The sequence below is a fragment of the Streptomyces sp. NPDC021562 genome (genome assembly GCF_040640875.1).
In the GTDB taxonomy this organism is placed as follows: Bacteria; Actinomycetota; Actinomycetes; order Streptomycetales; family Streptomycetaceae; genus Streptomyces.
Genome location: NZ_JBFACN010000035.1, coordinates 30,326 through 55,181, shown reverse-complemented (window position 1 = coordinate 55,181; position 24,856 = coordinate 30,326). Strand labels below are relative to the sequence as shown.

At 70.5% G+C, this 24,856-nt stretch carries 22 protein-coding genes; 11 read left to right on the top strand and 11 right to left on the bottom strand.

Going from position 1 to position 24,856, the window contains the following annotated elements; genetic code table 11:
* Positions 1–24: 24 nt before the first annotated feature.
* Positions 25–1,521 (bottom strand): oligopeptide:H+ symporter, encoded by a 1,497-nt coding sequence (locus AB0G52_RS36265; protein WP_132893870.1) that lies wholly within the window; start codon positions 1,519–1,521, stop codon positions 25–27.
* 492 nt (positions 1,522–2,013) lie between these two features.
* Here AB0G52_RS36265 and AB0G52_RS36260 point away from each other — a divergent pair, with 492 nt between their 5' ends.
* Entirely contained in the window at positions 2,014–2,691 is a 678-nt protein-coding gene (locus tag AB0G52_RS36260) for a response regulator transcription factor (protein ID WP_132893872.1), read from the top strand.
* Positions 2,692–2,751: 60 nt separating this feature from the next.
* Positions 2,752–4,023, top strand: coding sequence for an ATP-binding protein (locus AB0G52_RS36255; RefSeq protein ID WP_132893874.1), 1,272 nt, complete (start codon positions 2,752–2,754; stop codon positions 4,021–4,023).
* Here the strand turns inward: AB0G52_RS36255 and AB0G52_RS36250 are convergent.
* A complete protein-coding gene (locus AB0G52_RS36250) occupies positions 4,020–4,523 on the bottom strand; it encodes a GtrA family protein (RefSeq protein WP_132893876.1) in 504 nt (167 codons plus the stop codon). The genes AB0G52_RS36255 and AB0G52_RS36250 overlap by 4 nt on opposite strands.
* 207 nt (positions 4,524–4,730) lie before the next feature.
* Between AB0G52_RS36250 and AB0G52_RS36245 the strand changes: the two genes are divergently transcribed.
* Positions 4,731–5,870, top strand: coding sequence for a 5-(carboxyamino)imidazole ribonucleotide synthase (locus tag AB0G52_RS36245; protein WP_361342738.1), 1,140 nt, complete (start codon positions 4,731–4,733; stop codon positions 5,868–5,870).
* Here AB0G52_RS36245 and AB0G52_RS36240 read toward each other — a convergent pair.
* Positions 5,860–7,053: an RNA-guided endonuclease TnpB family protein gene (locus AB0G52_RS36240; RefSeq protein WP_361342779.1), complete on the bottom strand. Its 1,194-nt coding sequence runs from the start codon at positions 7,051–7,053 to the stop codon at positions 5,860–5,862. The genes AB0G52_RS36245 and AB0G52_RS36240 overlap by 11 nt on opposite strands.
* A gap of 116 nt (positions 7,054–7,169) precedes the next feature.
* Here AB0G52_RS36240 and purE point away from each other — a divergent pair, with 116 nt between their 5' ends.
* The 3 genes from purE to AB0G52_RS36225 all read left to right on the top strand — a co-directional run bounded on the left by purE (position 7,170) and on the right by AB0G52_RS36225 (position 10,171).
* Positions 7,170–7,691, top strand: a complete 522-nt coding sequence (gene purE, locus AB0G52_RS36235; RefSeq protein ID WP_207921916.1) for a 5-(carboxyamino)imidazole ribonucleotide mutase — start codon at positions 7,170–7,172, stop codon at positions 7,689–7,691.
* Positions 7,692–7,712: 21 nt separating this feature from the next.
* The gene (locus AB0G52_RS36230) at positions 7,713–8,891 is read left to right on the top strand and encodes a dipeptidase (protein ID WP_361342733.1); all 1,179 of its coding nucleotides are present in this window, start codon (positions 7,713–7,715) and stop codon (positions 8,889–8,891) included.
* 191 nt (positions 8,892–9,082) lie between these two features.
* The gene (locus AB0G52_RS36225) at positions 9,083–10,171 is read left to right on the top strand and encodes a dipeptidase (RefSeq protein WP_361342731.1); all 1,089 of its coding nucleotides are present in this window, start codon (positions 9,083–9,085) and stop codon (positions 10,169–10,171) included.
* Positions 10,172–10,208: 37 nt separating this feature from the next.
* Here the strand turns inward: AB0G52_RS36225 and AB0G52_RS36220 are convergent, their stop codons facing one another.
* The gene (locus tag AB0G52_RS36220; protein WP_361342729.1) at positions 10,209–10,598 is read right to left on the bottom strand and encodes a VOC family protein; all 390 of its coding nucleotides are present in this window, start codon (positions 10,596–10,598) and stop codon (positions 10,209–10,211) included.
* A 50-nt stretch (positions 10,599–10,648) separates the two neighbouring features.
* On the bottom strand, positions 10,649–11,008 hold the full coding sequence (locus tag AB0G52_RS36215; RefSeq protein ID WP_361342726.1) for a VOC family protein: 360 nt from the start codon (positions 11,006–11,008) through the stop codon (positions 10,649–10,651).
* A gap of 113 nt (positions 11,009–11,121) precedes the next feature.
* On the opposite strand from AB0G52_RS36215, the gene AB0G52_RS36210 reads away from it, so the two are divergent.
* Entirely contained in the window at positions 11,122–11,628 is a 507-nt protein-coding gene (locus tag AB0G52_RS36210; RefSeq protein ID WP_361342723.1) for a CGNR zinc finger domain-containing protein, read from the top strand.
* 156 nt (positions 11,629–11,784) lie between these two features.
* Here AB0G52_RS36210 and AB0G52_RS36205 read toward each other — a convergent pair whose 3' ends face one another.
* Positions 11,785–13,128 (bottom strand): UDP-glucose/GDP-mannose dehydrogenase family protein, encoded by a 1,344-nt coding sequence (locus AB0G52_RS36205; protein ID WP_132893887.1) that lies wholly within the window; start codon positions 13,126–13,128, stop codon positions 11,785–11,787.
* A 177-nt stretch (positions 13,129–13,305) separates the two neighbouring features.
* Between AB0G52_RS36205 and AB0G52_RS36200 the strand changes: the two genes are divergently transcribed.
* Both AB0G52_RS36200 and AB0G52_RS36195 read left to right on the top strand, forming a co-directional pair.
* On the top strand, positions 13,306–14,463 hold the full coding sequence (locus AB0G52_RS36200; RefSeq protein ID WP_132893889.1) for an acyl-CoA dehydrogenase: 1,158 nt from the start codon (positions 13,306–13,308) through the stop codon (positions 14,461–14,463).
* Between the two features lie 215 nt (positions 14,464–14,678).
* A complete protein-coding gene (locus AB0G52_RS36195) occupies positions 14,679–15,041 on the top strand; it encodes a four-helix bundle copper-binding protein (RefSeq protein ID WP_132893891.1) in 363 nt (120 codons plus the stop codon).
* A 73-nt stretch (positions 15,042–15,114) separates the two neighbouring features.
* Here AB0G52_RS36195 and AB0G52_RS36190 read toward each other — a convergent pair whose 3' ends face one another.
* Positions 15,115–16,410 (bottom strand): LCP family protein, encoded by a 1,296-nt coding sequence (locus AB0G52_RS36190; RefSeq protein ID WP_361342718.1) that lies wholly within the window; start codon positions 16,408–16,410, stop codon positions 15,115–15,117.
* Between the two features lie 118 nt (positions 16,411–16,528).
* Between AB0G52_RS36190 and AB0G52_RS36185 the strand changes: the two genes are divergently transcribed.
* Positions 16,529–17,077: an acyl-CoA thioesterase gene (locus tag AB0G52_RS36185; protein WP_165939552.1), complete on the top strand. Its 549-nt coding sequence runs from the start codon at positions 16,529–16,531 to the stop codon at positions 17,075–17,077.
* A gap of 105 nt (positions 17,078–17,182) precedes the next feature.
* Here the strand turns inward: AB0G52_RS36185 and AB0G52_RS36180 are convergent, their stop codons facing one another.
* Complete coding sequence (locus AB0G52_RS36180) at positions 17,183–18,562, bottom strand: LCP family protein (protein WP_361342715.1); 1,380 nt, start codon at positions 18,560–18,562, stop codon at positions 17,183–17,185.
* Positions 18,563–18,811: 249 nt separating this feature from the next.
* Here AB0G52_RS36180 and AB0G52_RS36175 point away from each other — a divergent pair, with 249 nt between their 5' ends.
* Positions 18,812–19,846 (top strand): glycosyltransferase family 2 protein, encoded by a 1,035-nt coding sequence (locus AB0G52_RS36175; RefSeq protein WP_132893897.1) that lies wholly within the window; start codon positions 18,812–18,814, stop codon positions 19,844–19,846.
* A gap of 25 nt (positions 19,847–19,871) precedes the next feature.
* On the opposite strand, the gene AB0G52_RS36170 is transcribed toward AB0G52_RS36175, so the two are convergent.
* The 3 genes from AB0G52_RS36170 to AB0G52_RS36160 all read right to left on the bottom strand — a co-directional run bounded on the left by AB0G52_RS36170 (position 19,872) and on the right by AB0G52_RS36160 (position 24,837).
* The gene (locus tag AB0G52_RS36170; RefSeq protein ID WP_361342711.1) at positions 19,872–21,515 is read right to left on the bottom strand and encodes an LCP family protein; all 1,644 of its coding nucleotides are present in this window, start codon (positions 21,513–21,515) and stop codon (positions 19,872–19,874) included.
* A gap of 227 nt (positions 21,516–21,742) precedes the next feature.
* A complete protein-coding gene (locus tag AB0G52_RS36165; RefSeq protein ID WP_132893899.1) occupies positions 21,743–23,461 on the bottom strand; it encodes an LCP family protein in 1,719 nt (572 codons plus the stop codon).
* 242 nt (positions 23,462–23,703) lie between these two features.
* Entirely contained in the window at positions 23,704–24,837 is a 1,134-nt protein-coding gene (locus AB0G52_RS36160; protein ID WP_361342707.1) for an LCP family protein, read from the bottom strand.
* Between the last annotated feature and the right edge of the window lie 19 nt (positions 24,838–24,856).

Here is a 24,856-nt window from a genome sequence, read left to right as displayed (position 1 = left end):
CGGTGGCCCTCCGTCACAAGACGATCAGTGCACGTCGCCCATCAGCTCGCGCACCTTCTTGCGGTACATCCACACGGCCACACCGGCCAGCACCGCCAGCACCGCCTGGAGCGCCACGATCCCCGTCTTGTTCAGGTCGACCCCGGCGATCGACAGCAACCCGGTCGTCGCGTCACCCGCGGTCACCGCGAGGAACCACACACCCATCATCTGGGACGCGTACTTCGCCGGAGCCATCTTCGTCGTCACGGACAGGCCCACCGGGGACAGCATCAGCTCACCCACGGTCTGCACGAAGTAGATCCCCACCAGCCACATCGCCGCGGCCTTGTGACCACCGTCGGCGATCGACAGCGGCGCGAGGAACAGGAAGAACGACGCACCGATCAGCACCAGACCACCGGCGAACTTCACGGCCGTGCTCGGCTCCTTGCCGCGGCGGGCCAGCGCCAGCCACGCCCAGGCGAACACCGGCGCGAACGCCATGATCATGACCGGGTTGACGGACTGGTACCAGGAGACCGGGAAGTTCCAGCCGAAGATCGTGTTCTTCGCGGAGGCGTCGGCGAACAGGGAGACGGTCGAGCCACCCTGGTCGTAGATCATCCAGAAGACCGCGGCGGCCACGAAGAACCAGATGTACGCGCTCATCTTGGACTGCTCGGCGCGGTCCAGGTCCTTGTCCCGCTTGATGCGGGCGATGACGAACACCGGGATCAGCAGACCGGCGATCGTGATCGGGACCAGCAGCCAGTTCAGCGTGTAGACGCCGGAGACACCCACGACCAGGTAGAAGACCGCGGCGACGGCGGCCCAGAGGCCGGCCTTCGTCAGCGTCGCCTTCTTCTCCGCGGCGGACAGCGGCGTCGGGACGATGTCCGAACGCGAGCTCAGGTGGCGGGTGCCCAGCAGGAACTGGGCGAGGCCGAGCGCCATGCCGACCGCGGCCAGCGCGAAGCCGAGGTGCCAGTTGTAGCTCTCGCCGACGGTGCCGATGACCAGCGGCGCGGCGAACGCGCCCAGGTTGATGCCGATGTAGAAGAGCGTGAAGCCACCGTCACGGCGCGGGTCGTCCGGGCCGTCGTACAGGTGGCCGACCATCGTGGAGATGTTGGCCTTCAGCAGACCGGAACCGATCGCGACCAGGCCGAGGCCCGCGAAGAACGTCCCGGCGCTGGGCAGCGCCAGCGTCAGGTGGCCGAGCATGATGACCGTACCCGCGACGGCGACCGTCTTGCGGGGGCCGAGGACACGGTCGGCGAACCAGCCGCCCGGCAGGGCGAGCAGGTACACGAGCGACAGGTACACCGAGTAGATCGCCGTCGCCGTGGCCGCGCTCATGTGCAGGCCGCCGGGAGCGACCAGGTACAGCGGGAGCAGGGCCTTCATGCCGTAGTAGGAGAATCGCTCCCACATCTCGGTCATGAAGAGAGTGGCCAGTCCGCGGGGGTGGCCGAAGAAGGTCTTCTCGGAACCGGGGGTGCCCGGTCGGACCGAGTCCTTCGTCAGGCTGGACGCCATGGTCGTTCCTTGCTGGTCGGAGCGCGCGGCGGGGCTTTGCGCGCCCGTGGGGGGAGCGGCCGGCACCGGCGGGTCGGACCGTCCACCCCACGCCCAGGGGGAGCCCGTCCCGGGTCGCGGGGCGGCGGACGGCGACCACCGGGATCCACGCCCCGTGACGCTGTGTCGCGTCCGGAGCCCGGCCAGAGGTCATTACCTTTCGGGGCCGGATCGAACCGGCCCGCACACAAAAGAGACCTTCAGCGACGAGATGCCCGCCGAAGGTCCCCGGTGTACTACAGGCGTTCACTTCACTCTACGTCAGGACACTGCCGGATATGGAAGGACTTGAGACACGGATCACAGGTGTCGGGGGAACCTCAGGACGGGTTTCGAAGGTCCCTTCTACGATCGCACCCTTCACCCACAGGTTCGTACCACTGTGCCCCAAGGTAAGAATCCCGGGTGCCGATCACACTCCTTTACAGCGCGTGAGCGGTCTACCATCAGCTCATGACCCGTGTACTGCTCGCCGAGGACGACGCGTCCATCTCGGAGCCGCTGGCCCGCGCCCTACGCCGGGAAGGTTACGAGGTCGAGGTGCGCGAGGACGGACCGACCGCGCTCGACGCCGGAATGCAGGGCGGCATCGATCTGGTCGTCCTGGACCTCGGGCTGCCCGGCATGGACGGCCTGGAGGTCGCGCGCCGGCTGCGGGCCGAGGGCCACGCCGTGCCGATCCTCATCCTGACCGCACGGGCCGACGAGGTGGACACCGTCGTCGGTCTCGACGCGGGCGCCGACGACTACGTCACCAAGCCGTTCCGGCTCGCCGAACTGCTCGCCCGGGTGCGGGCGCTGCTGCGCAGGGGCGCCACGGAGCCCGCGCAGCCGCCGGCCACGCACGGTGTGCGCATCGACGTGGAGTCGCACCGGGCCTGGATGGGGGACGAGGAACTCCAGCTCACCGCCAAGGAGTTCGACCTGCTGCGGGTGCTGGTGCGGGACGCCGGCCGGGTGGTGACCAGGGACCAGCTGATGCGCGAGGTCTGGGACACGACGTGGTGGTCGTCCACCAAGACGCTCGACATGCACATCTCGTGGCTGCGCAAGAAGCTCGGCGACGACGCGGCGAACCCGCGGTACATCGCCACCGTGCGGGGCGTCGGGTTCCGTTTCGAGAAGAGCTAGGTCGGTCACGCCGCGCGCCCCCTCCCGGGGTGCTGATGTGGTCGTCTCCCGGAGAGTGCCGTGCGTCGTCGTCTGATCCAGTCCACCCTCGCCGTCGTACTCGTCGTCATCGCCGTGTTCGGCGTCTCTCTCGTGATCGTCGAGTCGCGGACCATCAGCAACAGCGCCCAGGAGCGCGTCGACTCCGAGGCGCTGCGGCTCGCCAGCATCGTGGACAGCCGGATCCTCGGGGACGAGGACGTGACCGCCGAGATACTGCGCAGCCAGGTCTCCAAGGAGCAGTACGCCGTCATCCGGATCCCGGGGAAGCCGGTGATCGAGCTCGGCACGAAGCCCGAGGGCGACGTCATCCACTTCACCGCCGACGGTGAGGAGGGGGAGACGGTCACCGTCCAGGAGCCGCGCTCCACGGTGACCCGGGAGGTCGGCCGTACGCTGCTGATCATCGCGGCGGTCGCGCTGCTCGCCGTGATCGCCGCCGTGCTGCTGGCCATCCGGCAGGCCAACCGGCTCGCCTCCCCGCTCACCGACCTCGCGGAGACCGCGGAGCGGCTGGGCTCCGGCGACCCGCGGCCCCGCCACAAGCGGTACGGCGTTCCCGAGCTGGACCGGGTCGCCGACGTCCTGGACTCCTCCGCCGAGCGGATCGGGCGGATGCTCACCGCCGAGCGGCGGCTCGCCGCCGACGCCTCCCACCAGCTGCGCACCCCGCTCACCGCGCTGTCCATGCGCCTTGAGGAGATCACCCTCACGGATGACCCGGACATCGTGAAGGAGGAGGCGAACGTGGCGCTCACACAGGTCGAGCGGCTCACGGACGTCGTCGAGCGGCTGCTGACGAACTCCCGCGACCCGCGCACCGGCTCCGCCGTCTCCTTCGACCTGGACGAGGTCATCCAGCAGCAGCTCGCCGAGTGGCGGCCCGCCTACCGCGGGGTGGGCCGGGCGATCGTCAGCTCGGGCAAACGGCATCTGCGGGCCGTGGGGACGCCGGGTGCGGTGGCGCAGGTACTGGCCGCGCTCATCGAGAACTCGCTGATGCACGGCGGCGGCACGGTCGCGCTGCGCACCCGGGTCACCGGCAACCAGGCCGTGGTCGAGGTGACCGACGAGGGCGCCGGGGTCCCCGCCGACCTCGGCAACCGGATCTTCGAGCGGACCATCAGTGGCCGCAACTCCACCGGGATCGGGCTGGCCGTCGCCCGGGACCTCGCGGAGGCGGACGGCGGCCGCCTCGAACTGCTCCAGGCCCAGCCCCCGGTGTTCGGCCTGTTCCTCTCCCGAACGCCGCCCCAGCACAAACCCGACGACGGCCTCCCGACGGTCCGCTAGCGGACCCGTTGCCCGGGGTTCCGTGAGTCGGCGGCCTGCTCCAGGATGGCCTCCGCGTCCGCGACCGTGTCACGGGCCGGCAGCGTCTTGAAGACCCAGCTGCGGTACGACCAGAAGCGGAACAACGTCGCCACGCCGATGCCGACGAACTTGAAGACGTTGCTCTGCAGCGGGCTGTCCCAGCCGAACCCGTAGGTCGCCAGGTACAGCACACCGTTCTCGATCACCAGGCCGACCGCGCTGAACAGCAGGAACAGGGTGAGTTCCCGGGTGCGGCCGCCCTTGTCACGGTCCCGGTACGTCCAGTAGCGGAAGCCCAGGTAGTTGAAGACGATGGCGACGACGGTGGCTATGACACTCGCGCGCACCACCGGCAGCTCGGTGACGTGCCGGACCAGGTTGAAGACGCCGAGATTGACGAGAATTCCGGCCCCGCCGACGGCGCCGAACTTGGCGACCTCTCGTACGAGCCGTTGCAGCCCCGAGGAACCACGTTCCATGGTTGTGCGGGCTCCCGTCCGTAGGTGTTGGCGACCCAGCCATGCTAACGACCCCGGGTGTCCCGTGCCTGTGGATGGCGACACAGCTGGGGAACGGCTTGGGAAGAAGACCGGAAAACCGGGGCAAGAGGCGGCGAAGCGGCGGGTAAGAGCGCCGGTCGGGGGCGTGCGATCCGGCCACCCCGGAGCGGCCGATACCCTGAGGGTGTGACGTTCCCGGTAGTAGGCATGGTCGGCGGGGGGCAGCTCGCGCGTATGACGCACGAGGCGGGCATCCCGCTGGGCATCAGGTTCAAGCTCCTCAGTGACACCCCTCAGGACTCGGCGGCCCAGGTGGTGAGCGATGTCGTCGTCGGCGACTACCGCGACCTGGACACGCTGCGCGAGTTCGCGCGCGGCTGCGACGTGATCACCTTCGATCACGAGCACGTCCCCACCGAGCACCTGCGGGCCCTGGAGGCGGACGGCATCCCCGTGCGCCCCGGCCCCGACGCGCTGGTGCACGCCCAGGACAAGGGCGTGATGCGGGCGAAGCTCGACGCGATCGGCATCCCGTGCCCGCGGCACCGGATCGTGGCCGACCAGGAGGACGTGGTCCGGTTCGCGGCCGAGGGCGACGGCTTCCCCGTCGTCCTCAAGACGGTCCGCGGCGGCTACGACGGCAAGGGCGTGTGGGTCGTGGAGACGGCCGAGGAGGCCGCCGACCCGTTCCGGGCCGGTGTGCCGGTCCTCGCCGAGGAGAAGGTCGACTACGTCCGCGAGCTCGCCGCCAACGTCGTACGCTCCCCGCACGGCCAGGCCGTCGCCTACCCGGTGGTCGAGTCCCAGCAGGTGAACGGCGTCTGCGACACGGTGATCGCCCCCGCCCCCGACCTGGACGAGGACCTCGCGCTGCGGGCCGAGGAGATGGCCCTGACCATCGCCAAGGAGCTCGGCGTCGTCGGACACCTGGCCGTGGAGCTGTTCCAGACCCGCGACGGCCGCATCCTCGTCAACGAACTGGCGATGCGCCCCCACAACTCCGGGCACTGGACCCAGGACGGCGCGATCACCTCCCAGTTCGCCAACCACGTCCGCGCGGTCCTGGACCTGCCCCTGGGCGACCCGCGTCCGCGCGCGAAGTGGACCGTCATGGTCAACGTCCTGGGCGGCGACTACCCCGACATGTACTCCGCGTACCTGCACTGCATGGCCCGCGACCCCAAACTGAAGATCCACATGTACGGCAAGGACGTGAAGCCCGGCCGCAAGGTCGGCCACGTCAACACCTACGGCGACGACCTGGACGACGTACTCGACCGCGCACGTCACGCAGCCGGCTACCTGAGAGGCACGATCACCGATTGACCTCGGCCCCTCCGCTTCGGGAGGGGCCTGCCGTGGTTCGCACCACGACGCTTCCTGCTTCATCGCCGACCGCCCGCCCGGAGGCACTCCGTTGGGGTCTTACACCGGCTCCACAGGCCGACACCGCCAGCCCGGCGGCCAAAATCGTCTTCGCGGCGTTGTGGTCCCGATCGTGCTGGGCGCCGCAGCCCGCACACGTCCATCGCCGGACGCCCAGGGGCAGCTCATCGTGGATCAGGCCGCACGTGGAGCAGGTCCTGCTCGACGGGAAGAAGCGGTCGATCGTGATCAGCTCGCGCCCGTACCAGGCGCATTTGTACTCCAACAGGGATCGCAGCTCTGTCCACGAGGCATCGGAAATCGCACGTGCGAGAGTGCGGTTGCCCAGCAGGCTGCGGACGGTCAGGTCCTCGATCACGATCGTTTGGTTCTCACGAACGAGTCGAGTGGTCAGCTTGTGGAGGAAATCTCGACGCCGGTCGCTGATGCGTGCGTGGACACGTGCCACTTTGACGCGCGCCTTGTGTCGGTTCCTGGAGCCCTGGACCTTGCGAGAAAGTTCCCGCTGTGTCTTGGCGAGGCGGCTTCGATCCTTTCGCTCGAACTTCGGGTTGGTGATCTTCTCGCCGGTGGACAGGGTGAGCAGGCTCGTGAGACCCGCGTCGAGTCCCACCGCTGCGTCCGTGACGGGCCCGGGGCTGACCGTGCTTTCCATGAGCAGGGCAACGAACCAACGGCCTGCCCTGTCCCGGGACACCGTGACCGTGGACGGTTCGGCGCCCTCCGGAAGGGGCCGCGACCACACGACGGCCAGCGGATCACGCATCTTGGCCAGCGTGAGCTCACCGTTGTGGAAGCGGAACGCGGAGCGTGTGTACTCGGCAGAGTCCTTCGACCTCTTCTTCGACTTGAAACGAGGGTGTCGAGCCCGCTTGTCGAAAAAGGCCGTGTAGGCGGTCTGCAGATGACGCAGACACTGCTGCAGCGGAACGGAAGAGACCTGTGCCAGAAAGGCCAGCTCTTCGGTCCTCTTCCACTCCGTGAGCATCGCCGACGTTTCCACGTAGGAAACCCGGCGGTGCTCCAGCGTCCACGCCCGGGACCGTGCAGCGAGCGCCATGTTGAAGACCTTGCGCACGCAGCCGACCCACGTTTCACGCGTTAGCTCCTTTGATGTAAGCATGTCTGGCACTCGGGGAATCCTGTCGTGCGGATCCGGATGAACCGCTCCCGCTTGCGAGCGAGGCGCCTATACACACCCCTCGGCCCGAGGCCGAGCGGGTACGCAAGGAGATTTAGATGAGCCCCGTTGTTGGCATCGTGATGGGTTCGGACTCCGACTGGCCCGTCATGGAGGCCGCCGCCAAGGCCCTGGACGAGTTCGAGATCGAGTACGAGGTCGATGTCGTCTCCGCGCACCGCATGCCGCGCGAGATGATCACCTACGGCGAGCAGGCCGCCGACCGCGGGCTGAAGGTGATCATCGCGGGCGCCGGGGGAGCGGCCCACCTCCCGGGCATGCTCGCCTCGGTCACGCCCCTCCCGGTCATCGGCGTGCCGGTCCCGCTGAAGTACCTCGACGGCATGGACTCCCTGCTCTCCATCGTGCAGATGCCGGCGGGCGTCCCGGTCGCCACCGTCTCCGTCGCCGGCGCCCGCAACGCCGGTCTGCTGGCCGCCCGCATCCTCGCCGCGCACGACGAGGACCTCCTGCACCGGATGCGCGAGTTCCAGCAGGACCTCAACGACCAGGCGACGGAGAAGGGCAAGCGCCTGCGGTCCAAGGTCGAGGGCCCGACCGGCTTCGGCTTCGGCAAGTAGGACTCCGGGAAGCAATACGCAATGACCTCTCTCGACGAAGCCCGGTCCCTGCTGCGCGAGTTCCCGGTCGTCGACGGCCACAACGACCTGCCGTACGCACTGCGCGAGCAGGTCCGCTACGACCTCGACGCCCGCGACATCGCCACCCACCAGAACGCCCACCTGCACACCGACATCCCGCGCCTGCGCGAGGGCGGGGTCGGCGCGCAGTACTGGTCGGTGTACGTCCGCTCGGACCTGCCGGGCGCGGTCCCGGCGACCCTCGAACAGATCGACTGCGTACGGCAGCTGATCGCCCGGTACCCGGCCGACCTGCGGGCCGCGCTGACCGCCGCGGACATGGAGGCGGCGCGCGCGGAAGGCCGTATCGCGTCCCTGATGGGCGCGGAGGGCGGCCACTCGATCGACAACTCGCTGGGCACCCTGCGCGGTCTGTACGAGCTGGGCGTGCGCTACATGACGCTCACCCACAACGACAACAACGACTGGGCGGACTCGGCGACCGACGAGCCGAACGTCGGCGGCCTGTCCGCCTTCGGCCGCGAGGTGGTCCGGGAGATGAACCGCCTGGGCATGCTGGTGGACCTCTCCCACGTCGCGGCCACGACCATGCGCGCGGCCCTGGACACGACCGCCGCCCCGGTGATCTTCTCCCACTCCTCCGCCCGGGCCGTCTGCGACCATCCCCGCAACATCCCGGACGACGTCCTCGAACGCCTGCCCGCCAACGGCGGCATGGCGATGGTGACGTTCGTGCCGAAGTTCGTGCTCCAGGCGGCGGTCGACTGGACGGCGGCGGCCGACGACAACATGCGCGCCCACGGCCTCCACCACCTCAACACCACCGAGGAGGCGATGAAGGTCCACCGCGCCTTCGAGGAGAGCAACCCCCGCCCGGTCGCGACCACCGCGACGGTCGCCGACCACCTCGACCACATGCGCGAGGTCGCCGGCATCGACCACCTCGGCATCGGCGGCGACTACGACGGCACGGCCTTCACCCCCGACGGTCTGAACGACGTCTCCGGCTACCCCAACCTCCTCGCCGAACTCCTCGACCGCGGCTGGTCCACGTCCGACCTGGCCAAGCTGACCTGGCAGAACGCGGTCCGCGTGCTCGGCGCGGCGGAGGACGTGGCCCGCGACCTCCAGGCGACCCGCGGCCCCTCCCACGCCACGATCGAGTCCCTGGACGGCTGACACCCGGCCCGCCTCGCGGCGGCTCACGCACCGGCGGGGACGGCGCGGCCGCGGCCCCGCCCGCCCCCGTACGGGCGCCGCGGCGGCGATACCCCCGAACGCCCCGTCCACCAGGAACCCTCCCGGCCGGGCGTGCGACGGTGGACTACAGCCCCTTCACGACGTAGCCCACGACGACGTACGGAGCCCCCATGGCCGACCTCCAGAACGACGTCCCCGCCGCGACCGAGGTCGGTCAGGGCGACTGGCTCCCGGACGACCCGTTCCCGGCGGAGACCGACCGCGAACTCCTGGGACGGGCGCACGCCCTGCTGGCCGAGCACCCGGTCGCGGACGGCTACAGCGGGCTGCCGCGGGCGCTGGAACCGCTGCCCTGGTACGACCTGGAGCTGGGCGAGGCCGCCGTGGACACGGACGTGCCCCGGCTGCGCGAAGGGCACGTCGGCGCCCTGTTCTGGTCGTTGCAGGTGGCGCCGGACGAGCGGGCCGTGGGCGCCACGCTGGAGCAGCTGGACCTGGCCCGCCGGGTCGTCGAGGCGCATCCGGAGGGCCTGCGGATGGTGCGCACCGCCGGGCAGATCATCGACGCCCGGCACTGCGGCCGGGTCGCCGTGGTGCTCGGCCCGGCCTCCGCCGCCGCCGTCGACGACTCCCTCGGCATCCTGCGGGTCCTGCACTCCCTCGGCCTGCGCGTGCTCTCCCTCGCGGGCGCCGCCTGGGCGGCCGAGGAGGGCCTGACCCGGTTCGGCGAGGAGGTGGTGCGGGAGATGAACCGGCTCGGGGTGCTCGCCGACCTGTCCGGTGCCCCGGAGGCCGCCCTCGCCCGGGTGCTCGCCCTCTCCAAGACACCGGTCCTGTGCACCCGCTCCGCGGCCGCGGCGGTACGCCCGCACCCCGCCAACCTCTCCGACGGCCTGCTCGCGCGGCTGGGGGAGCACAAGGGGGTGTGCATGGTGCCGCTGACCGCCGAGCAGACCGGGCCGACGGTCCCGGACGTCGCCGACCACCTCGACCACGTCCGGGTGGTGGCCGGCCCCGAGTGCGTCGCCCTGTCCGGCACCTACGACTCGGGCGCCGCCCACCCCCGCGACCTCGCCGACGCCTCCTGCTATCCCCGGCTGATCGCCGAACTGCTCCGACGCGGCTGGTCCGAGCCCGAACTGGCCCTGCTGACCTGGGGGAACGTCCAGCGGGCCCTGCGCAGCGCCGACTTCACAGCCCGCGCGTCGCAACGCCGCCGGGACCCGAACCAGCCCCGCCCGGCCGACGCCGAGGAGTGACCCGCCGGGCCCGGCCATGCGTCCTTCTCGTACCGGGTCAGTCGATGCGGCAGAGGCAGAACGGGTGCCCGGCCGGGTCGGTGTACACCCGGAAGTCCTCGGCGTCGGGGTCGTCCTCCCGCCTCAGCAGCCGGGCCCCGAGCGCCAGCACCTTCTTCTCGGCCGCGTCGACGTCCTCCCACGTCGGCCCCGCGTCGAAGTCGAGGTGGAACTGCTGGGAGTCGCGGTCGGCGCGCGGCCACTGCGGCGGGGTGTACTCCTCGGCCCGCTGGAAGCACAGCCGCGGCCCGTCCGGCAGCTTCAGCACCACCCAGTCGGCCGCCTCCGCCGCCGGGGGGCCGCCGGCCACGGCCGCGTAGAACTCGGCCAGGGCCAGCGGGTCGGGACAGTCGATCACTACGTTGCGCAGTCGGGCGATGGACGCCATGGATCTCCCTCTCTCGACAGGTCTCTCGACAGGTCTCCGCGCGGGCGCTCTCAGGAGGCGCAGAGGCAGAACGGGTGCCCCGCCGGGTCGGCGTACACCCGGAAACTGCGGGTCCGGTCCGTCGCGTCCAGCGGCTTCGCGCCCAGCTCCAGCACCCCCTGCTCGGCCGCGTCCAGGTCCGGCACCACCAGGTCCAGGTGGAACTGCTGCGAGTCGTCGGGCGCGGGCCACTTCGGCGGCACGAAACCGGGCGCCTTCTGGAACGCCAGCGCCTGCCCGCCGGGCACGTTCAGGTCCACCCAGTCGCCCTCTCCCTCCGCGCTTCCGCCCAGCACCCCGGCGTAGAAACCGGCGAGCGCGGCGGGATCGGGACAGTCCAGGACGACGACACCGAGCTTGGCGAGAGCCATGACTTCCTCCTTGGGTCCGAGTTACCTGTAGTGGCGGGTAACCAGTAACGGTTACCGCATGCTCCCGCAGCGGAGGTAACGTCGCAAGGAGATTGCGGAGGTGACGCGCGGGGATGAGTGGAAGATCGCCGGCGCCGGGCGGCCTGGCCCTGGTGGAGGCCCTGGTGAACACCCTGGACCTGGAGTCCGGCGCCGACACCCTGGACACGCCGGACGGCAGGGCGGCCCTCGGCATCACGGAGGCCGGGCTCGCGGCCGCCCGCACCCTGCGCGAGTCCCTGCGCGCCACGCTCCTCGCCCACGCCGGCCATCCGCCGCACCGCGAGGTCACCCCGCTGGGCGACCTGCTGGCCACCGCCCCCCTCCACGTCGCCGTGGACCCCGCGGACGGCTCGGCGACCCTCGCCCCCGCCGACTCCGCCCCCCTGGTCTCCCGCGTGGCCGCGGCGGTCGCCAACGCCCTGGTCGAGGGCACCTGGGCCCGGCTCAAGGCGTGCGAGGACGACACCTGCCACTGGGCGTACTACGACCGCAGCCCGGCCGGACGCGGCCGCTGGTGCTCCATGCAGGTGTGCGGGTCGCGCGCGAAGATGCGCCGTTACCGGGCCAAGGACCGGTAACGCACAGCCGGTTCACCGCTCACACCCGTGCCCCGTGGTGCAGAATGCAACAAGACACCGGTTCGGCCGACTGAGCCTCGGCCGAACCGGTGTCGTCCGCCGTGCGGACCTCGTGCCGGAGCGCCCCGTCCGGGGCGCGGATCCGCACCCGCGGTACTACGCCGTGGGCCGTCCCATGGCGCGGTACGTCCACCCGGCCCGCCGCCAGACCTCCGGCTCCAGCGCGTTCCGCCCGTCCAGGATCACCTTCGCCGCGGCCACCTCGCCCAGCACCGCCGGATCCAGCTCCCGGAACTCCCGCCACTCGGTCAGGTGCAGCACGACGTGCGCCCCCCGCACGGCCTCCAGCGCGGACTCCGCGTAGCCCAGCGTCGGGAACAGCTTCCGCGCGTTGTCCATCCCCTTCGGGTCGTACACCGTCACCTGCCCGCCCTGCAGGTGGATCTGCCCCGCCACGTTCAGCGCCGGCGAGTCCCGTACGTCGTCCGAGTCCGGTTTGAACGCCGCGCCGAGCACCGCGACCCGCTTCCCGAGGAACGACCCGCCGCCCAGCGCCTCCCGGGCCATCTCGACCATCTGCCCGCGGCGCCGCATGTTGATGGAGTCGATCTCGCGCAGGAAGGTCAGCGCCTGGTCGGCGCCGAGCTCACCGGCCCGCGCCATGAAGGCGCGGATGTCCTTCGGCAGGCACCCGCCGCCGAACCCGATCCCGGCCCGCAGGAACTTCTTGCCGATCCGGTCGTCGTACCCGATCGCCTCCGCCAGCTTCACCACGTCACCGCCGCCGGCCTCACAGACCTCCGCCATCGCGTTGATGAAGGAGATCTTCGTGGCGAGGAAGGAGTTCGCCGAGGTCTTGACCAGCTCGGCGGTCGGGAAGTCCGTCACCACGAACGGCGTGCCCTCGCCCACCGGCGTCGCGTACACCTCGCGCAGCAGCTTCTCGGCGCGCTCGCTGCGCACCCCCACCACGACCCGGTCCGGGTGCAGGGTGTCCTGCACGGCGAAGCCCTCACGCAGGAACTCCGGGTTCCAGGCCAGCTCGGCATCGGCGCCGGCGGGCGCGTTCTCGGCGAGGTAGGCGGCGAGCCGGTCCGCCGAGCCGACGGGCACCGTCGACTTGCCGACGACCAGCGCGGGCCCGGTGAGGTGCGGGGCGAGCGAGGCGATCGCGGAGTCGACGTACGACATGTCGCACGCGTACTCGCCGTGCTTCTGCGGAGTGTTCACGCAGACGAAGTGGACGTCGCCGAAGGCGCCGACCTCGGCCCAGTCGGTGGTGAAGCGCAGCCGCCCGGTGGAGCCCTCGAACCCGGCCACGTGCCGGCGCAGCAACTCGTCGAGCCCCGGTTCGTACATCGGGGTCTCGCCGCGCTCCAGCATCGCGATCTTCTCGGGTACGACGTCCAGTCCGAGCACCTCGAAGCCCAGCTCGGCCATGGCCGCGGCATGGGTGGCGCCGAGATAGCCGGTGCCGATCACGGTGATCTTGAGGCTCATTGATGCTCCAGCTCGGGGACGTGGGTGCGGGCTGCGGCCCGAGCATAACCGGGCCGTGTTCCGGGCAACTTTCCCGCTGTCACCAAGCTCACGTCACCTCTGCGTGGGCGACGTTCTAAACTTTGAGTTACTTAACAGTAATTAGCGTCAGCACCACTGCGTCTGGAGTGAGAGACCTTGGCCGGATCGGCTGACTTCGACCTGTACCGCCCGTCCGAGGAGCACGACATGCTCCGCGACGTCGTCCGTGCGCTGGTCGAGGCGAAGATCGCCCCGTACGCGGCCGCGGTGGACGAGGAGGCCCGCTTCCCGCAGGAGGCGCTGGACGCGCTGGTCGCCAACGACCTGCACGCGGTGCACGTGCCCGAGGAGTACGGCGGCTCCGGCGCGGACGCGCTCGCCACCGTCATCGTGATCGAGGAGGTGGCCCGCGCCTGCGTCTCCTCGTCCCTGATCCCCGCCGTGAACAAGCTGGGCTCGCTCCCGGTGATCCTGTCCGGCGGCGAGGACCTGAAGAAGAAGTACCTCACCCCGCTCGCCAAGGGCGACGCGATGTTCTCGTACTGCCTCTCCGAGCCGGACGCGGGCTCCGACGCGGGCGGCATGAAGACGAAGGCGGTCCGCGACGGCGACCACTACGTCCTCAACGGCGTGAAGCGCTGGATCACCAACGCGGGCGTCTCCGAGTACTACACGGTCATGGCGGTCACCGACCCGACCAAGCGCACCAAGGGGATCTCCGCCTTCGTCGTCGAGAAGTCCGACGAGGGCGTCTCCTTCGGCGCGCCGGAGAAGAAGCTCGGCATCAAGGGGTCGCCGACCCGCGAGGTCTACTTCGACAACGTCCGCATCCCCGCCGACCGCATGATCGGCGCGGAGGGCACCGGTTTCGCCACCGCGATGAAGACCCTGGACCACACCCGGATCACCATCGCCGCCCAGGCGCTCGGCGTCGCCCAGGGCGCCCTCGACTACGCCAAGGGCTACGTCCAGGAGCGCAAGCAGTTCGGCAAGCCGATCGGCGACTTCCAGGGCATCCAGTTCATGCTCGCCGACATGGCCATGAAGATCGCCGCCGCCCGCGCCCTCACCTACCAGGCCGCGGCCGCCTCCGAGCGCGGCGACGCCGACCTCACCTTCCAGGGCGCGGCGGCCAAGTGCTTCGCCTCGGACGTCGCCATGGAGGTCACCACGGACGCCGTCCAACTCCTCGGCGGCTACGGCTACACCCGCGACTACCCGGTGGAGCGCATGATGCGCGACGCGAAGATCACCCAGATCTACGAAGGCACGAACCAGGTCCAGCGCATCGTCATGGCAAGGAACCTCCCCTAGCAGGGTCTTGCAGGTCAGGAGCGTTCCGAAGCTCCGGCGGGACACCCTCGGCTTTCTCGGCCCCCGGCACGACGCCGGGGGCTGTCGTCGTACGTGGGCACGGGGCCCTCGCCGCTCCCCAATGCCACGGCTGAATGGCACTACCGATCGGTCGGGCTTAGGACGGGAACCACACGGGGACCGCCCCGGACCCCTCTCCCCTCTTTGGAGGAGCCATGACCCAGACCCCCATGAAGGCCATGAGCAAGCAGATGCAGGAGTGCGTCAACATGTGCATGGCGATGCACACGATGTGCGAGGAGACCCTGAGCTCCTGCATGTCCATGGAGGGCGGCCAGGCCCACATGCGCATCATGCGCGCGCTGATGGACTGCTCCGAGATGACCCGCATGTGCGCCGACATGATGATGCGGCGCTCGCCCCTGTCGGCCGAGATGTGCGCGATGTGCGCCAAGGCCTGCGACATGTGCGCCGAGGCGTGTATGTCGATGCCGGACGACCCGCAGCTGAAGCGCTGTGCGGAGATGTGCCGCAACTGCGCCGAGATGTGCCGCTCGATGTCCGGCGTGGCGATGTGACGTCCGCCTGAACCAGAGTGAGAGGGGCACCCCGAGCGGGGTGCCCCTCTCGGGGAAGCTCTGCCGGCGTCGCCTAGTTGCCGGAGACCGTGACCTTCTGGTCGTTCTTCAGCTCGGTCACCAGGGTCTGCACCTTCGCCTTGTCCCAGACGAGGTTGCCGCCCGTGGAACCCGAGATCGGCATGTTCATGGAGACGCCGTTGCCGCCGTTGACGTCCTTCATCGCGAAGAACATCGACGCCAGGTCCCACAGGCTCATGTCCTTGTCGACGGTCAGGGAGTCGAGGCCCGCACCGAGGGTGGGGTAGAGCTTGAACGGGTTGAGGACCGTCGAGGGGGTGGCCACCTCGTGCGCCAGGGCCGCCAGGAACTTCTGCTGGTTCTTGGTGCGCTGCAGGTCGGACGCGGCGAAGGCGTGCCGGGTCCGGACGAAGGCGAGGGCCTCCTCGCCGTTCAGGGTCTGCTTGCCCGCCTTGAAGTCAGCGCCCGAGTACTTGTCCTTGAAGCCCTTGTCGATGTCGATGGTGACCCCGCCGACCGCGTCCACGATGTTCGCGAAGCCGGCGAAGCCGATCTCCACGTAGTGGTCGATGTGCAACCCGGTGTTGTACTCGACCGTGCGCACGAGCAGGGTCGGGCCGTCGTACGCGTAGGCCGCGTTCAGCTTGTTCGTGCCGAGCGGACCCTTGAGCTTGCCGGACTCGGACCCGCGGAACGTCGGGATCGTGACGTTCGAGTCGCGGGGGAGGGAGATCAGCGTGTCGCCGTTGTCCCCGACGTGCAGGATCATCATCGAGTCCGTGCGCGAGCCCTCGGCCGACCCCGTGTGCAGCTTCTTCTTCTCCGCGTCCGACATGCCCGCGCGGCTGTCGGAACCGACGATCAGGTAGTTGGTGCCCTTGCCCGTCGCGGGACGGTCGATCACCTTCGACAGGTCGACGTCCCGGTGCAGCTTGGAGTCGGCCCAGAAGTAGGTCGCGACCGACGTGACGATCAGCACACCGGCGACCGTGATCGCCGTCCACTTGATCCGCTTGCGCCAGTTCGGAGCCGGCCGCGGCCCCCGCTCGCGCAGGCCGCCGGGTCCCCCGCCCCCGGGGCCGCCGCCGTAGACCTGGCCGGTGTTGTAGCCGCTGTCGTAGCTGTCGTACCCGCCGCCGTCGGCGTACCCGTCGCCGCCGTACGACGGCTGCTGCGGGACCCCGCCGTAACCGCCGCCCTGCTGCGGGCTGCCGTACGGCGGTGCCGACGGCTCCTGGCGCCGTACCTGGCGCATCACGCGGGCGCCCTCAGGCTGCGCGCCGGCGCTGCCGCGGCCGTACCGGTTTCCGCGGCTGTCGTTCGACCATCCCTCGGGCCATTCGTTCATGGGCCCCAGTGTGCAGGCAGCGCCTGTACCTCTTACAAGAGTCGTCGGGAAATCAGGTCATCCCTGTTGCCAAGCCGACACAAATTCCGTGATTGTCCGTTCGCATAAGGTGGGGGCCATGACAGACCAGGCCCCCGAGGCGGATCCCGACATCCCCGGCAAGCCGACCTCCGCTTCCCGGACCACCCTGAGCCACATCATGACCCACAACGACACCAACCTGCTGGGCACGGTGCACGGCGGTGTGATCATGAAGCTCGTCGACGACGCGGCGGGCGCGGTCGCCGGCCGCCACTCGGGCGGTCCCGCCGTCACCGCGTCCATGGACGAGATGGCGTTCCTGGAGCCGGTCCGCGTCGGTGACCTGGTCCACGTCAAGGCGCAGGTCAACTGGACCGGCCGGACCTCCATGGAGGTGGGCGTACGGGTCCTCGCCGAGCGCTGGAACGAGTCGGCGCCCGCCACCCAGGTCGGCTCCGCGTACCTGGTCTTCGCGGCGGTGGACGCCGACGGCAAGCCGCGCCGGGTGCCGCCGGTGATACCGGAGACGGACAAGGACCGGCGCCGCTACCAGGAGGCGCAGATCAGGCGGACGCACCGCCTCGCGAGGCGCCGGGAGATCAGGGAGCTGCGCGAACGCAGGGTGGCCGAGGGCTACGCGGACTGAGCGGGGCCTGAAACAGGACAGGGGCGTCGGCACCCGCGCCCCTCGGGGGCGCGGGGAGCGGCGCGAGCCACCCCCACTCACCGGCAGCCGAACGACGGCCCGCGCTCAGCACACCGACTCGTCCCCCCGCATCACGGACGCCGCCCCCTGCGGCGCCGGGTCGTCGAAGCGCACCTTGCGCACCGCCCCCTTGAAGTCCGCCCCGGCCGTCACCCGCATCGTCTGCCCCAGCCCGGGCACGGCCCGCAGCTCGCTCCCCGGCAGCGCGGCCGCCAGCGACCGCGCCGAGCGGTCCCAGCGCGGGTCGAACGAGATCACCGTCCGCTTCACGTCGTGCCGCGCCGCCGTCACCGGCTGCCGGGTCGTCGCGAACCCCGTGCCGGCCAGCGCCGCGTCCATCCGCCGGGCCAGCCCGGCCGTCCCGGTGCCGTTCTCCACCTGCACCCGGATCCGCTCCGGTGCCACCTCCACGCCCACCGGTGCGGGCCCCACCTGCCGCTTCGGCGCCGCCGGCGCGGTCAGCTGCCGGTCGTCGCGCAGGGCCTGGAACAGCTGGTCGGACCTGGCCTGGTCCCACTTCAGGGTCGAACCGATGCCCTTCACCGGATAGGCCAGCTGTCCGATGGGGACGGTCGTGAACTCGGACGAGGAAGGCGAGAAGTTCCGCATCGCCCGCCCGAGGTCCAGCAGTTCGTCCGTGCCGAAGCCCGTGTCCGCCCGGACCGACCCGAGCACCGCCCGGGTCACGTCCCGGAACCTGATCGGGTTGAGCAGCACCCCGGACGACGCCGCCCGTTCGATCAGCGAGGCCAGGAACCGCTGCTGCCGCTTCATCCGCCCCAGGTCGCTCGCCCCGTCGACGTGCCGGGAGCGGACGTACTGCAGGGCCTGGCCGCCGTTGAGGAGGTGGCTGCCGGGGGAGAGGTCGAGTCCGGTGTACGAGTCCTTCAGCGGCTGGGCCGTGCAGACCCGGACCCCGCCGAGCACGTCGACGGTCCGCATGAAGGTGATGAAGTCGACCTCCAGATAGTGGTCGATCTTCAGATGGGTCATGTTCTCGACGGTGCGGACGGTCAGCTGCGGGCCGCCCTCCGCGTAGGCCGCGTTGAGCTTGATCGGGTGGGCGGCGTGCTGCTGCCCGGTCGTCTCGTCGACGTGCGCGGGGGCCTCGGCGTACGAGTCGCGGGGCAGGCTGACCACGGTGGCCCGCTCCCGGTCCGCCGAGATGTGCACGATCATGATCGTGTCGGTGCAGTGGCAGGGCGCCCCGCCGAGGCGGTACTTCCGCCGCTCCCGCTCGGTGATCTTGTCGCGGCCGTCGGTGCCGACCAGCAGGACGTTCATGCCGTGACCCGCGCGCGGCCGGTTCTTCATGTCCTTGAAGGGGTCGACGCGCGCGATGTCCGCGTCCAGGCTGGCCATCACCGAGTGCCCGATCCCGGCCGACGCCAGCACCACCACGGAGAGTGTGGTCACGGCCCGCATGGCCCAGCGCGGCCGCCGGGGCCTGGTGGGTCGTACCGGCGGCCGCGGGGCCTGACGGGTGGGCTGTGGTCGGCGCTGCGGCCGGGCGGGCCGGGCGGGGGACCGGGGCGGGCTGGCGGACAAGGGACACCTCCGGACGAGGCCGTACGTGGGATCCATGAGCACGGTAGGCCGATACGACCTTCAGCCCGCGTTGTGGCCCCGGCGGCGCGCACCGCTGTCCCCCGTTCGCGGTAACGTGAGCCCCCTATGAACGCCAAGCCCGACGTGCGGCACCCCGCAGTTTCTGTGATCATGCCCGTCCTCAACGAGGAGCGGCACCTGCGCGGGGCCGTCCAAGCGATCCTCGCGCAGGAGTACGCCGGCGAGCTGGAGGTCGTCATCGCCCTCGGTCCGTCCACGGACCGCACGGACGAGATAGCGGCCCGACTCGTGGCGGAAGACGCGCGCGTGCACACCGTCCCGAACCCGACCGGGCGCACCCCGGCCGCGCTGAACGCCGCGATCAAGGCCTCCCGGCACCCGATCGTGGTCCGCGTCGACGGCCACGGCATGCTCTCGCCGAACTACATCACCACCGCCGTACGGCTCCTGGAGGAGACCGGCGCGCAGAACGTCGGCGGCATCATGCACGCCGAGGGCGAGAACGCCTGGGAGCAGGCGGTCGCGGCGGCCATGACCTCGAAGATCGGCGTCGGCAACGCGGCCTTCCACACGGGTGGCGAGGCGGCGCCCGCCGAGACCGTCTACCTGGGTGTCTTCCGCCGCGAGGCGCTGGAGCGGCTGGGCGGCTACAACGAGGAGTTCATCCGCGCCCAGGACTGGGAGCTGAACTTCCGCATCCGCGAGTCCGGCGGGCTGATCTGGTTCTCCCCGGAGCTGAGGGTGTCGTACCGCCCGCGGCCGAGCGTGCGGGCGCTGGCCAAGCAGTACAAGGACTACGGCCGCTGGCGGCACGTCGTCGCCCGCTACCACGAGGGCTCCATCAACCTGCGCTACCTCGCCCCGCCGACCGCGGTGTGCGCGATGGCGGCCGGGATCGTGGTCGGTGCCCTGGTGACCCCGTTCGGTTTCGTGGTGCCCGGCGCCTATCTCGCGGCGATCGTCGCCGGGTCCGTCCCGGCCGGCAGGGGGCTGCCGCTCAAGGCGCGGCTGCAGATCCCGCTGGCCCTCGCCACCATGCACATGTCGTGGGGGTACGGCTTCCTGACCAGCCCGAAGTCGCTGGCGAAGCGGGTCATCGCCTCCCGCCGCCCGGCGGTGCTCAGCCCCGCGGCCGACTGAGCACCCACGGTCGTACGACCGGGACTCACCAGCGGTAGGGGCCGTACACGTCCATGCACTGCTTGGTGTCGGAGCCGTTGATGGCGTCGGCGTTCTCGGGCAGGTCACCGGCCTTGGGCGCCGACTGCTTCGGGTACGCCGTCCCGTCCCGCCAGTCGGAGCCGACGACGAGCGTGACGCCGGACACCTCGGTGGTCTGCTTGACCTGGGCCGCCGGGATCCCCAGCGCCTTGGCGACCGCCTGGGCATCGCCCTGGAGGTCGGCGCTCGGGTACTGCACGACGGTCTTCTCCACCGACTCCGCGGCCGTGGCGGAGTCCGCCGCCGCGCCGGTGTAGCCCTTGGCCGCCAGTTCCTGGGCGAGGGCGCGGGCCCGGCCGGGGACCGGCGCCTCGGCCGCGGTCCGGGTGGCGTTGCGCACCAGCACGCCGAGGCTCGCGGGGGAGACGGACGGCTCCTTGGCCGGCTGGGCGCTCACCTGGGTCTTCTTCGCGCCGGAGGTGCCCGAGGCCTTGCCGTTCTTGTCGAACGGCACGTCGTCGCGCAGCATCCGCCACAACGTGTCGGCGTTGGCGCCGTCCGGCAGGAGATGGTCCTTGTTCTGCGGGTCCTGGACGTTCGGCATCGTCAGGGAGGTGATGCGGTCCGTGGGCACCGACTTGAGCTGCATGCCCAGGTCGTAGAGCTTCTTCGGGGTGCCGATCTCCTCGGAGACCGTCAGTGACTTGGTGGCCGCCTCGGCCAGGTCCATCAGCCTGCCGGTGTCGGTGAAGACGTTCTGCCCCTTCAGCGTGCGGATCATCGAGTTGAGGTACATGTGCTGGGCCTTGGCCCGCAGCGGGTCGCTGCCCCAGGCGTGCCGGGTGCGCAGCCACTGCAGGGCCTCCTCACCCTTCACCTTGTGCGTGCCGGCCGTCATCTTCAGCCCGGAGCCGCCGGGCACCGCGGCCGTCGGCCGGTCCCACACGTTCTGCTTCACACAGACGTCGACGCCGCCGATGGCGTCCGCCATGTTCACCACGCCCGAGAAGTCGATCGTGATCCAGTGGTCGATGTAGACGCCGGTGAGGTTCTCCCAGGTGGCCAGCGTGCAGCCGGCGCCGCCGCGGGCCAGCGACTCGTTGATGATGGTGTTGGTCGCCGGGTACACCTTGCCGGTCTTGGGGTCCGTGCACTTGGGTATGTCGACCCGGGTGTCCCGGGGGATGCTCACCATCGCCGCGCTCTTGCGGTCCGCCGACAGGTGGATCAGCATCTGCACGTCGCCGAGCGGCGGGCTGCCCCGGTCGTACTTGGCGCCGCCGAGCTTCACGTTCTCGTCGGAGTTACGGCTGTCGGAGCCGATCAGCAGGATGTTCAGCGGGGTCTGTCCGGCCGCGTTGGCCGCGCTCTTCTGCGCCTTCGCGTCACCGATGTCGCGCCGACCCTTCTGGATGTTGCCGTTCAGGTGCTGGTAGTAGAGGTAGCCGGCACCGGCCGTGCCGAGGATCACCACCGACAGCGCGGTCGCCGACCAGCGCAGCACCCGCCGGCCGCCGCGCGAGCCGTCCCGGGCCGGCGAGCCGCTCGTGCGCCGTCTGTCGCGTCCCGGCGTGGCAGGAGCCTTCGGTGCGAGGGACATCGTGTCCTCGACCGCAGGCACCTCCCCCCGCACATCGCTCTGCGTCAACTCCCTGCCCTCCCCACCCTGCGCCCTGCGCGCACAGGCCCGCCGCCACGCCCCCCGTCGGACGTCCCACGGACCGCACGGGTCCGCCCCGCGCCCGGTTAGACGCGTGACGGACCCATAGGGTTACCTACTTATTTGGTGTGACTTCGTGTCACCCGAGGGCAACTGCGAGCAACCAGGCGCCATTTGCGGACAACTTCGCGCTTACGGACGCCCGAAGCCGCTCGCTACTTGGCGCAGGTCACCTTGTCCGCGGTGGTCTTGCTGTCCACGTCCGGCGCCTTCGTCGGAGTGGTGAGGGAGACCCCCGCCCCCTGGAAGTCCTTGCCCAGGGTGAGCGTGATCGCGGGCAGCCCCTGGGAGTTGACCACGCTCTTGCCCGGCTTCATCGCCGAGCCGGACAGGCCCATGAGGCTGGCCAGTTCACGGGCCTGGTCGGCCTGGTCGGGGGCGTACTCCAGGGTCGTCCTGGCGAGTTCGGCGGGCGCGTTGCCGGCGTTCTCCGACTTGAGGACGCCCTCGTCGTTCTGCAGCCAGCTGAGGGTCTCCTGGGCGCTGCCGGGCGGGGCCCCGCCGTTGAGGATCCGCACCCGCACCGCGGAGGCCGCGGACCTGCTCCCCTCCAGCCGGGCGGCCGCCGCGTCCTTGCCGGCCTGCGTCTGCTTCTTCTTGACCTTGGTGAAGGAGACGTCGTCCTTGATGGCCTGGAAGACCGCGGGCGCCTTCGACTCGTTGAGCACGACGGTCGCCTTCACCTTCTCCGCCGGGTTGTCCAGCACCGGGATGGTGGTGAAGGTCAGGTTCTTCGGGTTCAGCTTGCCGAGTTCCAGACCCAGGTCCTTCAGCTTGCCGATGCTGTCCAGCTGGGAGTCGACGGTGAGCGCCTTGGTGCCGACCTCGGCCAGCTTCAGCAGCTTCGTCGGGCTGGTGAGCGTCGAGTCGGAGCTGAGCTTGCGCATCAGCGCGCTCAGGAACTGCTGCTGGAGCTGGATCCGGCTCAGGTCGCCGCCGAAGCCGACCGAGTGCCGGGTGCGCACGAAGGCCAGCGCGGTCTCGCCGGAGATCGTGTGCGTCCCCTTGGACAGCTTCAGGTGCGACTGCTTGTCGTCGATGTTCTTGCCGAGGCACACCTCGACCCCGCCGACCGCGTCGGTCAGCGTCTTGACCGCGTTGAAGTCGGCCACCATGAAGTTGTCCGGCTGGATCCCGGTCAGCTCCGTCACCGTGCGCACGGTGCAGCTGGGCGTACGGCCGTCCTGGCCGAGGCTGGTGTTGAACCGGACGTTCTGGGTGCCCGCGATGACCTTCGTGGTGCCGTCGGACTGCTCGGTCGGGCAGTCCGGGACGTCCACGATCAGGTCGCGCGGGATGCTCAGCGCGGTGGCGTTCGAGCGGTCCTTGGAGATGTGCAGCAGGATGTTGGTGTCGGCGTGCCCGACGCTGCCCGTGTCGCCGTAGCCCTCGTTGCCCTTGCCGGTGCGCTTGTCGGTCCCGATGATCAGCAGGTTGATCGCCTTGTCCTTGCTGAAGCCACCGGTGCTCGCGCCGTCGTCGGAGACGGACGTGATGTTGTCGTTGAGGTGCTTGATGTACAGGTAGCCGGCGGCCGAGACGGCGACCAGCACGAAGGCCATCGACCCGCCGGTCCACAGCAGTGCCTTCTTGGCCTTCGACTTCTTCTGCACCGGCTGCCGGCGGGAGCGGCGGCCGGGCGGCGGCTCGGGCTCGCCGCGCCGTCGGCGCTGTCCGGGCACCTCGGGTGTGCCGCTCGGGGCGGTGCGGGTCGGGGCCGACGGCCTGCGCGGGCCCGGTACCGCCGCCTGCGGCGCCGCCGACTGCGGTGCGGAAGGCGTCAGTCGCAGTTCGTATTCACCGGTGTCCGGATTGAGCACCCACTGGTCTGCGGGATCGATGTTGTCCGCCCGCCCACGGCCTTGCGCGTCCACGGTTGTCCGAATCCTCCGTCGGGGCCACGCGGCGCCTTCCCCCCACCAAGGCGCTCGGTCACGTTTTGCAGTGCACGACCCCAGGACGGACCTCGTGGCCGGGTGCACCGGAACGCTCACACTATCCGCCCGGTTCGGCGACGAGTGACGCCAGTGACAAATTCCTCCTCCCTACAAGCGGGCAATCCCTCCCATTTAACTGACATCGAACAGCACGGAAGTTCGCCGCCTTGGCGAGTGCTTTACTCGCACCTGTCCTCGGCGGCGGTGTTCCCGCGGAACGCGGGCGCCGGAGAGCCACCGGGCTTCCCGCCCGAACTCCCGCCCTGCTCGCCGACCCGCACGGGCCGGTCGGCCCGCAGCAGCGCGAACAGCGCGTCCGCCCGGCCCGCCACGAGCTGGTCGCGATCGGAGTCGTACACGTACGGCTCCCGCGGCACGGTGAGGAACTGCATGTGCTCGGCGGGGATGGCCCGCAGGCCCCGCACGAGCTGGTAGAGGCCGCGCAGACTGGCCAGTTCGGGGTCGGTGGTGAGCGCGGAGGTCGCCGCGACCAGCAGGGGGTAGAGCTTCGCCGGGTTCAGCAGTACGCCGCCGCTCTGCACCCTGTCGACGAGCGCCCCGAGGAAACGCTGCTGACGGCCCATCCGGTCGGTGTCGCTGCCGTCCCCCAGCGACTTGCGCGCGCGTACGTACCCCAGCGCCTGCTCCCCGTCGAGCGTGACCCGCCCGGCGGGCAGCCGCAGTTTCGCCGCCTTGTCGTGGATCGGCTGCGGCAGGCACACCTGCACCCCGCCGACGGCGTGGACCACGTCCTTGAACCCGCTGAAGTCGACGACCGCGTAGTGGTCGATCCGGATGTCCGTCAGCTTCTCGACGGTACGCACGGTGCAGGCCGAACCTCCCACCGCGAAGGCCGAGTTGAGCAACGTGAACGAGGGCTCGCTGCGCCGTCCGTCGCGCCGCAGGCACCCGGGCACGTGCACCATGAGGTCCCGGGGCAGCGACACGGCGGTGGCGGTGCGCCGGCCGGCGGCCAGATGGAGCAGGATCGTGGTGTCGGACCGCTCGGTGCCCGAGTCCCTGCCGTAGCGGCGGTTGCCGTCGCCCGTGCGCGTGTCCGACCCGATCACCAGGATGTTCTGCGCGCCCCGCACCAGCGCGGTGGGCCGCTCCCGCTCGTACCGGGCGAGCTCGGCGGCGGCCGCCTCGTCGGCGGTGATGTTGTCACTGAGTCCGGCGTAGAGCGCCCAGCCCCCGCCGACGGCACCGAGGGTGAGCACCCCCATGGCGAGCGCCGTACCCCGGAGCAGGCGCCGGCGCCGTCGCCGGGCGAGCCCGGACCCGGTGGCGGATGCCCCTACGACGTCGGTCACGGTTCCACAGTGCCCGGGG

Excerpts from the sequence above, each read along its gene's own strand:
- AB0G52_RS36205 (WP_132893887.1), bottom strand. The coding sequence starts at position 13,128 with ATGAGCCTCAAGATCACCGTGATCGGCACCGGCTATCTCGGCGCCACC.
- AB0G52_RS36215 (WP_361342726.1), bottom strand. The coding sequence starts at position 11,008 with ATGGCTCTCGCCAAGCTCGGTGTCGTCGTCCTGGACTGTCCCGATCCC.
- AB0G52_RS36210 (WP_361342723.1), top strand. The coding sequence starts at position 11,122 with ATGAGTGGAAGATCGCCGGCGCCGGGCGGCCTGGCCCTGGTGGAGGCC.
- AB0G52_RS36250 (WP_132893876.1), bottom strand. The coding sequence starts at position 4,523 with ATGGAACGTGGTTCCTCGGGGCTGCAACGGCTCGTACGAGAGGTCGCC.
- AB0G52_RS36185 (WP_165939552.1), top strand. The coding sequence starts at position 16,529 with ATGACAGACCAGGCCCCCGAGGCGGATCCCGACATCCCCGGCAAGCCG.
- AB0G52_RS36190 (WP_361342718.1), bottom strand. The coding sequence starts at position 16,410 with ATGAACGAATGGCCCGAGGGATGGTCGAACGACAGCCGCGGAAACCGG.
- AB0G52_RS36180 (WP_361342715.1), bottom strand. The coding sequence starts at position 18,562 with ATGCGGGCCGTGACCACACTCTCCGTGGTGGTGCTGGCGTCGGCCGGG.
- AB0G52_RS36220 (WP_361342729.1), bottom strand. The coding sequence starts at position 10,598 with ATGGCGTCCATCGCCCGACTGCGCAACGTAGTGATCGACTGTCCCGAC.
- AB0G52_RS36230 (WP_361342733.1), top strand. The coding sequence starts at position 7,713 with ATGACCTCTCTCGACGAAGCCCGGTCCCTGCTGCGCGAGTTCCCGGTC.
- AB0G52_RS36225 (WP_361342731.1), top strand. The coding sequence starts at position 9,083 with ATGGCCGACCTCCAGAACGACGTCCCCGCCGCGACCGAGGTCGGTCAG.
- AB0G52_RS36260 (WP_132893872.1), top strand. The coding sequence starts at position 2,014 with ATGACCCGTGTACTGCTCGCCGAGGACGACGCGTCCATCTCGGAGCCG.
- AB0G52_RS36175 (WP_132893897.1), top strand. The coding sequence starts at position 18,812 with ATGAACGCCAAGCCCGACGTGCGGCACCCCGCAGTTTCTGTGATCATG.
- AB0G52_RS36195 (WP_132893891.1), top strand. The coding sequence starts at position 14,679 with ATGACCCAGACCCCCATGAAGGCCATGAGCAAGCAGATGCAGGAGTGC.
- purE (WP_207921916.1), top strand. The coding sequence starts at position 7,170 with ATGAGCCCCGTTGTTGGCATCGTGATGGGTTCGGACTCCGACTGGCCC.
- AB0G52_RS36265 (WP_132893870.1), bottom strand. The coding sequence starts at position 1,521 with ATGGCGTCCAGCCTGACGAAGGACTCGGTCCGACCGGGCACCCCCGGT.
- AB0G52_RS36240 (WP_361342779.1), bottom strand. The coding sequence starts at position 7,053 with ATGCTTACATCAAAGGAGCTAACGCGTGAAACGTGGGTCGGCTGCGTG.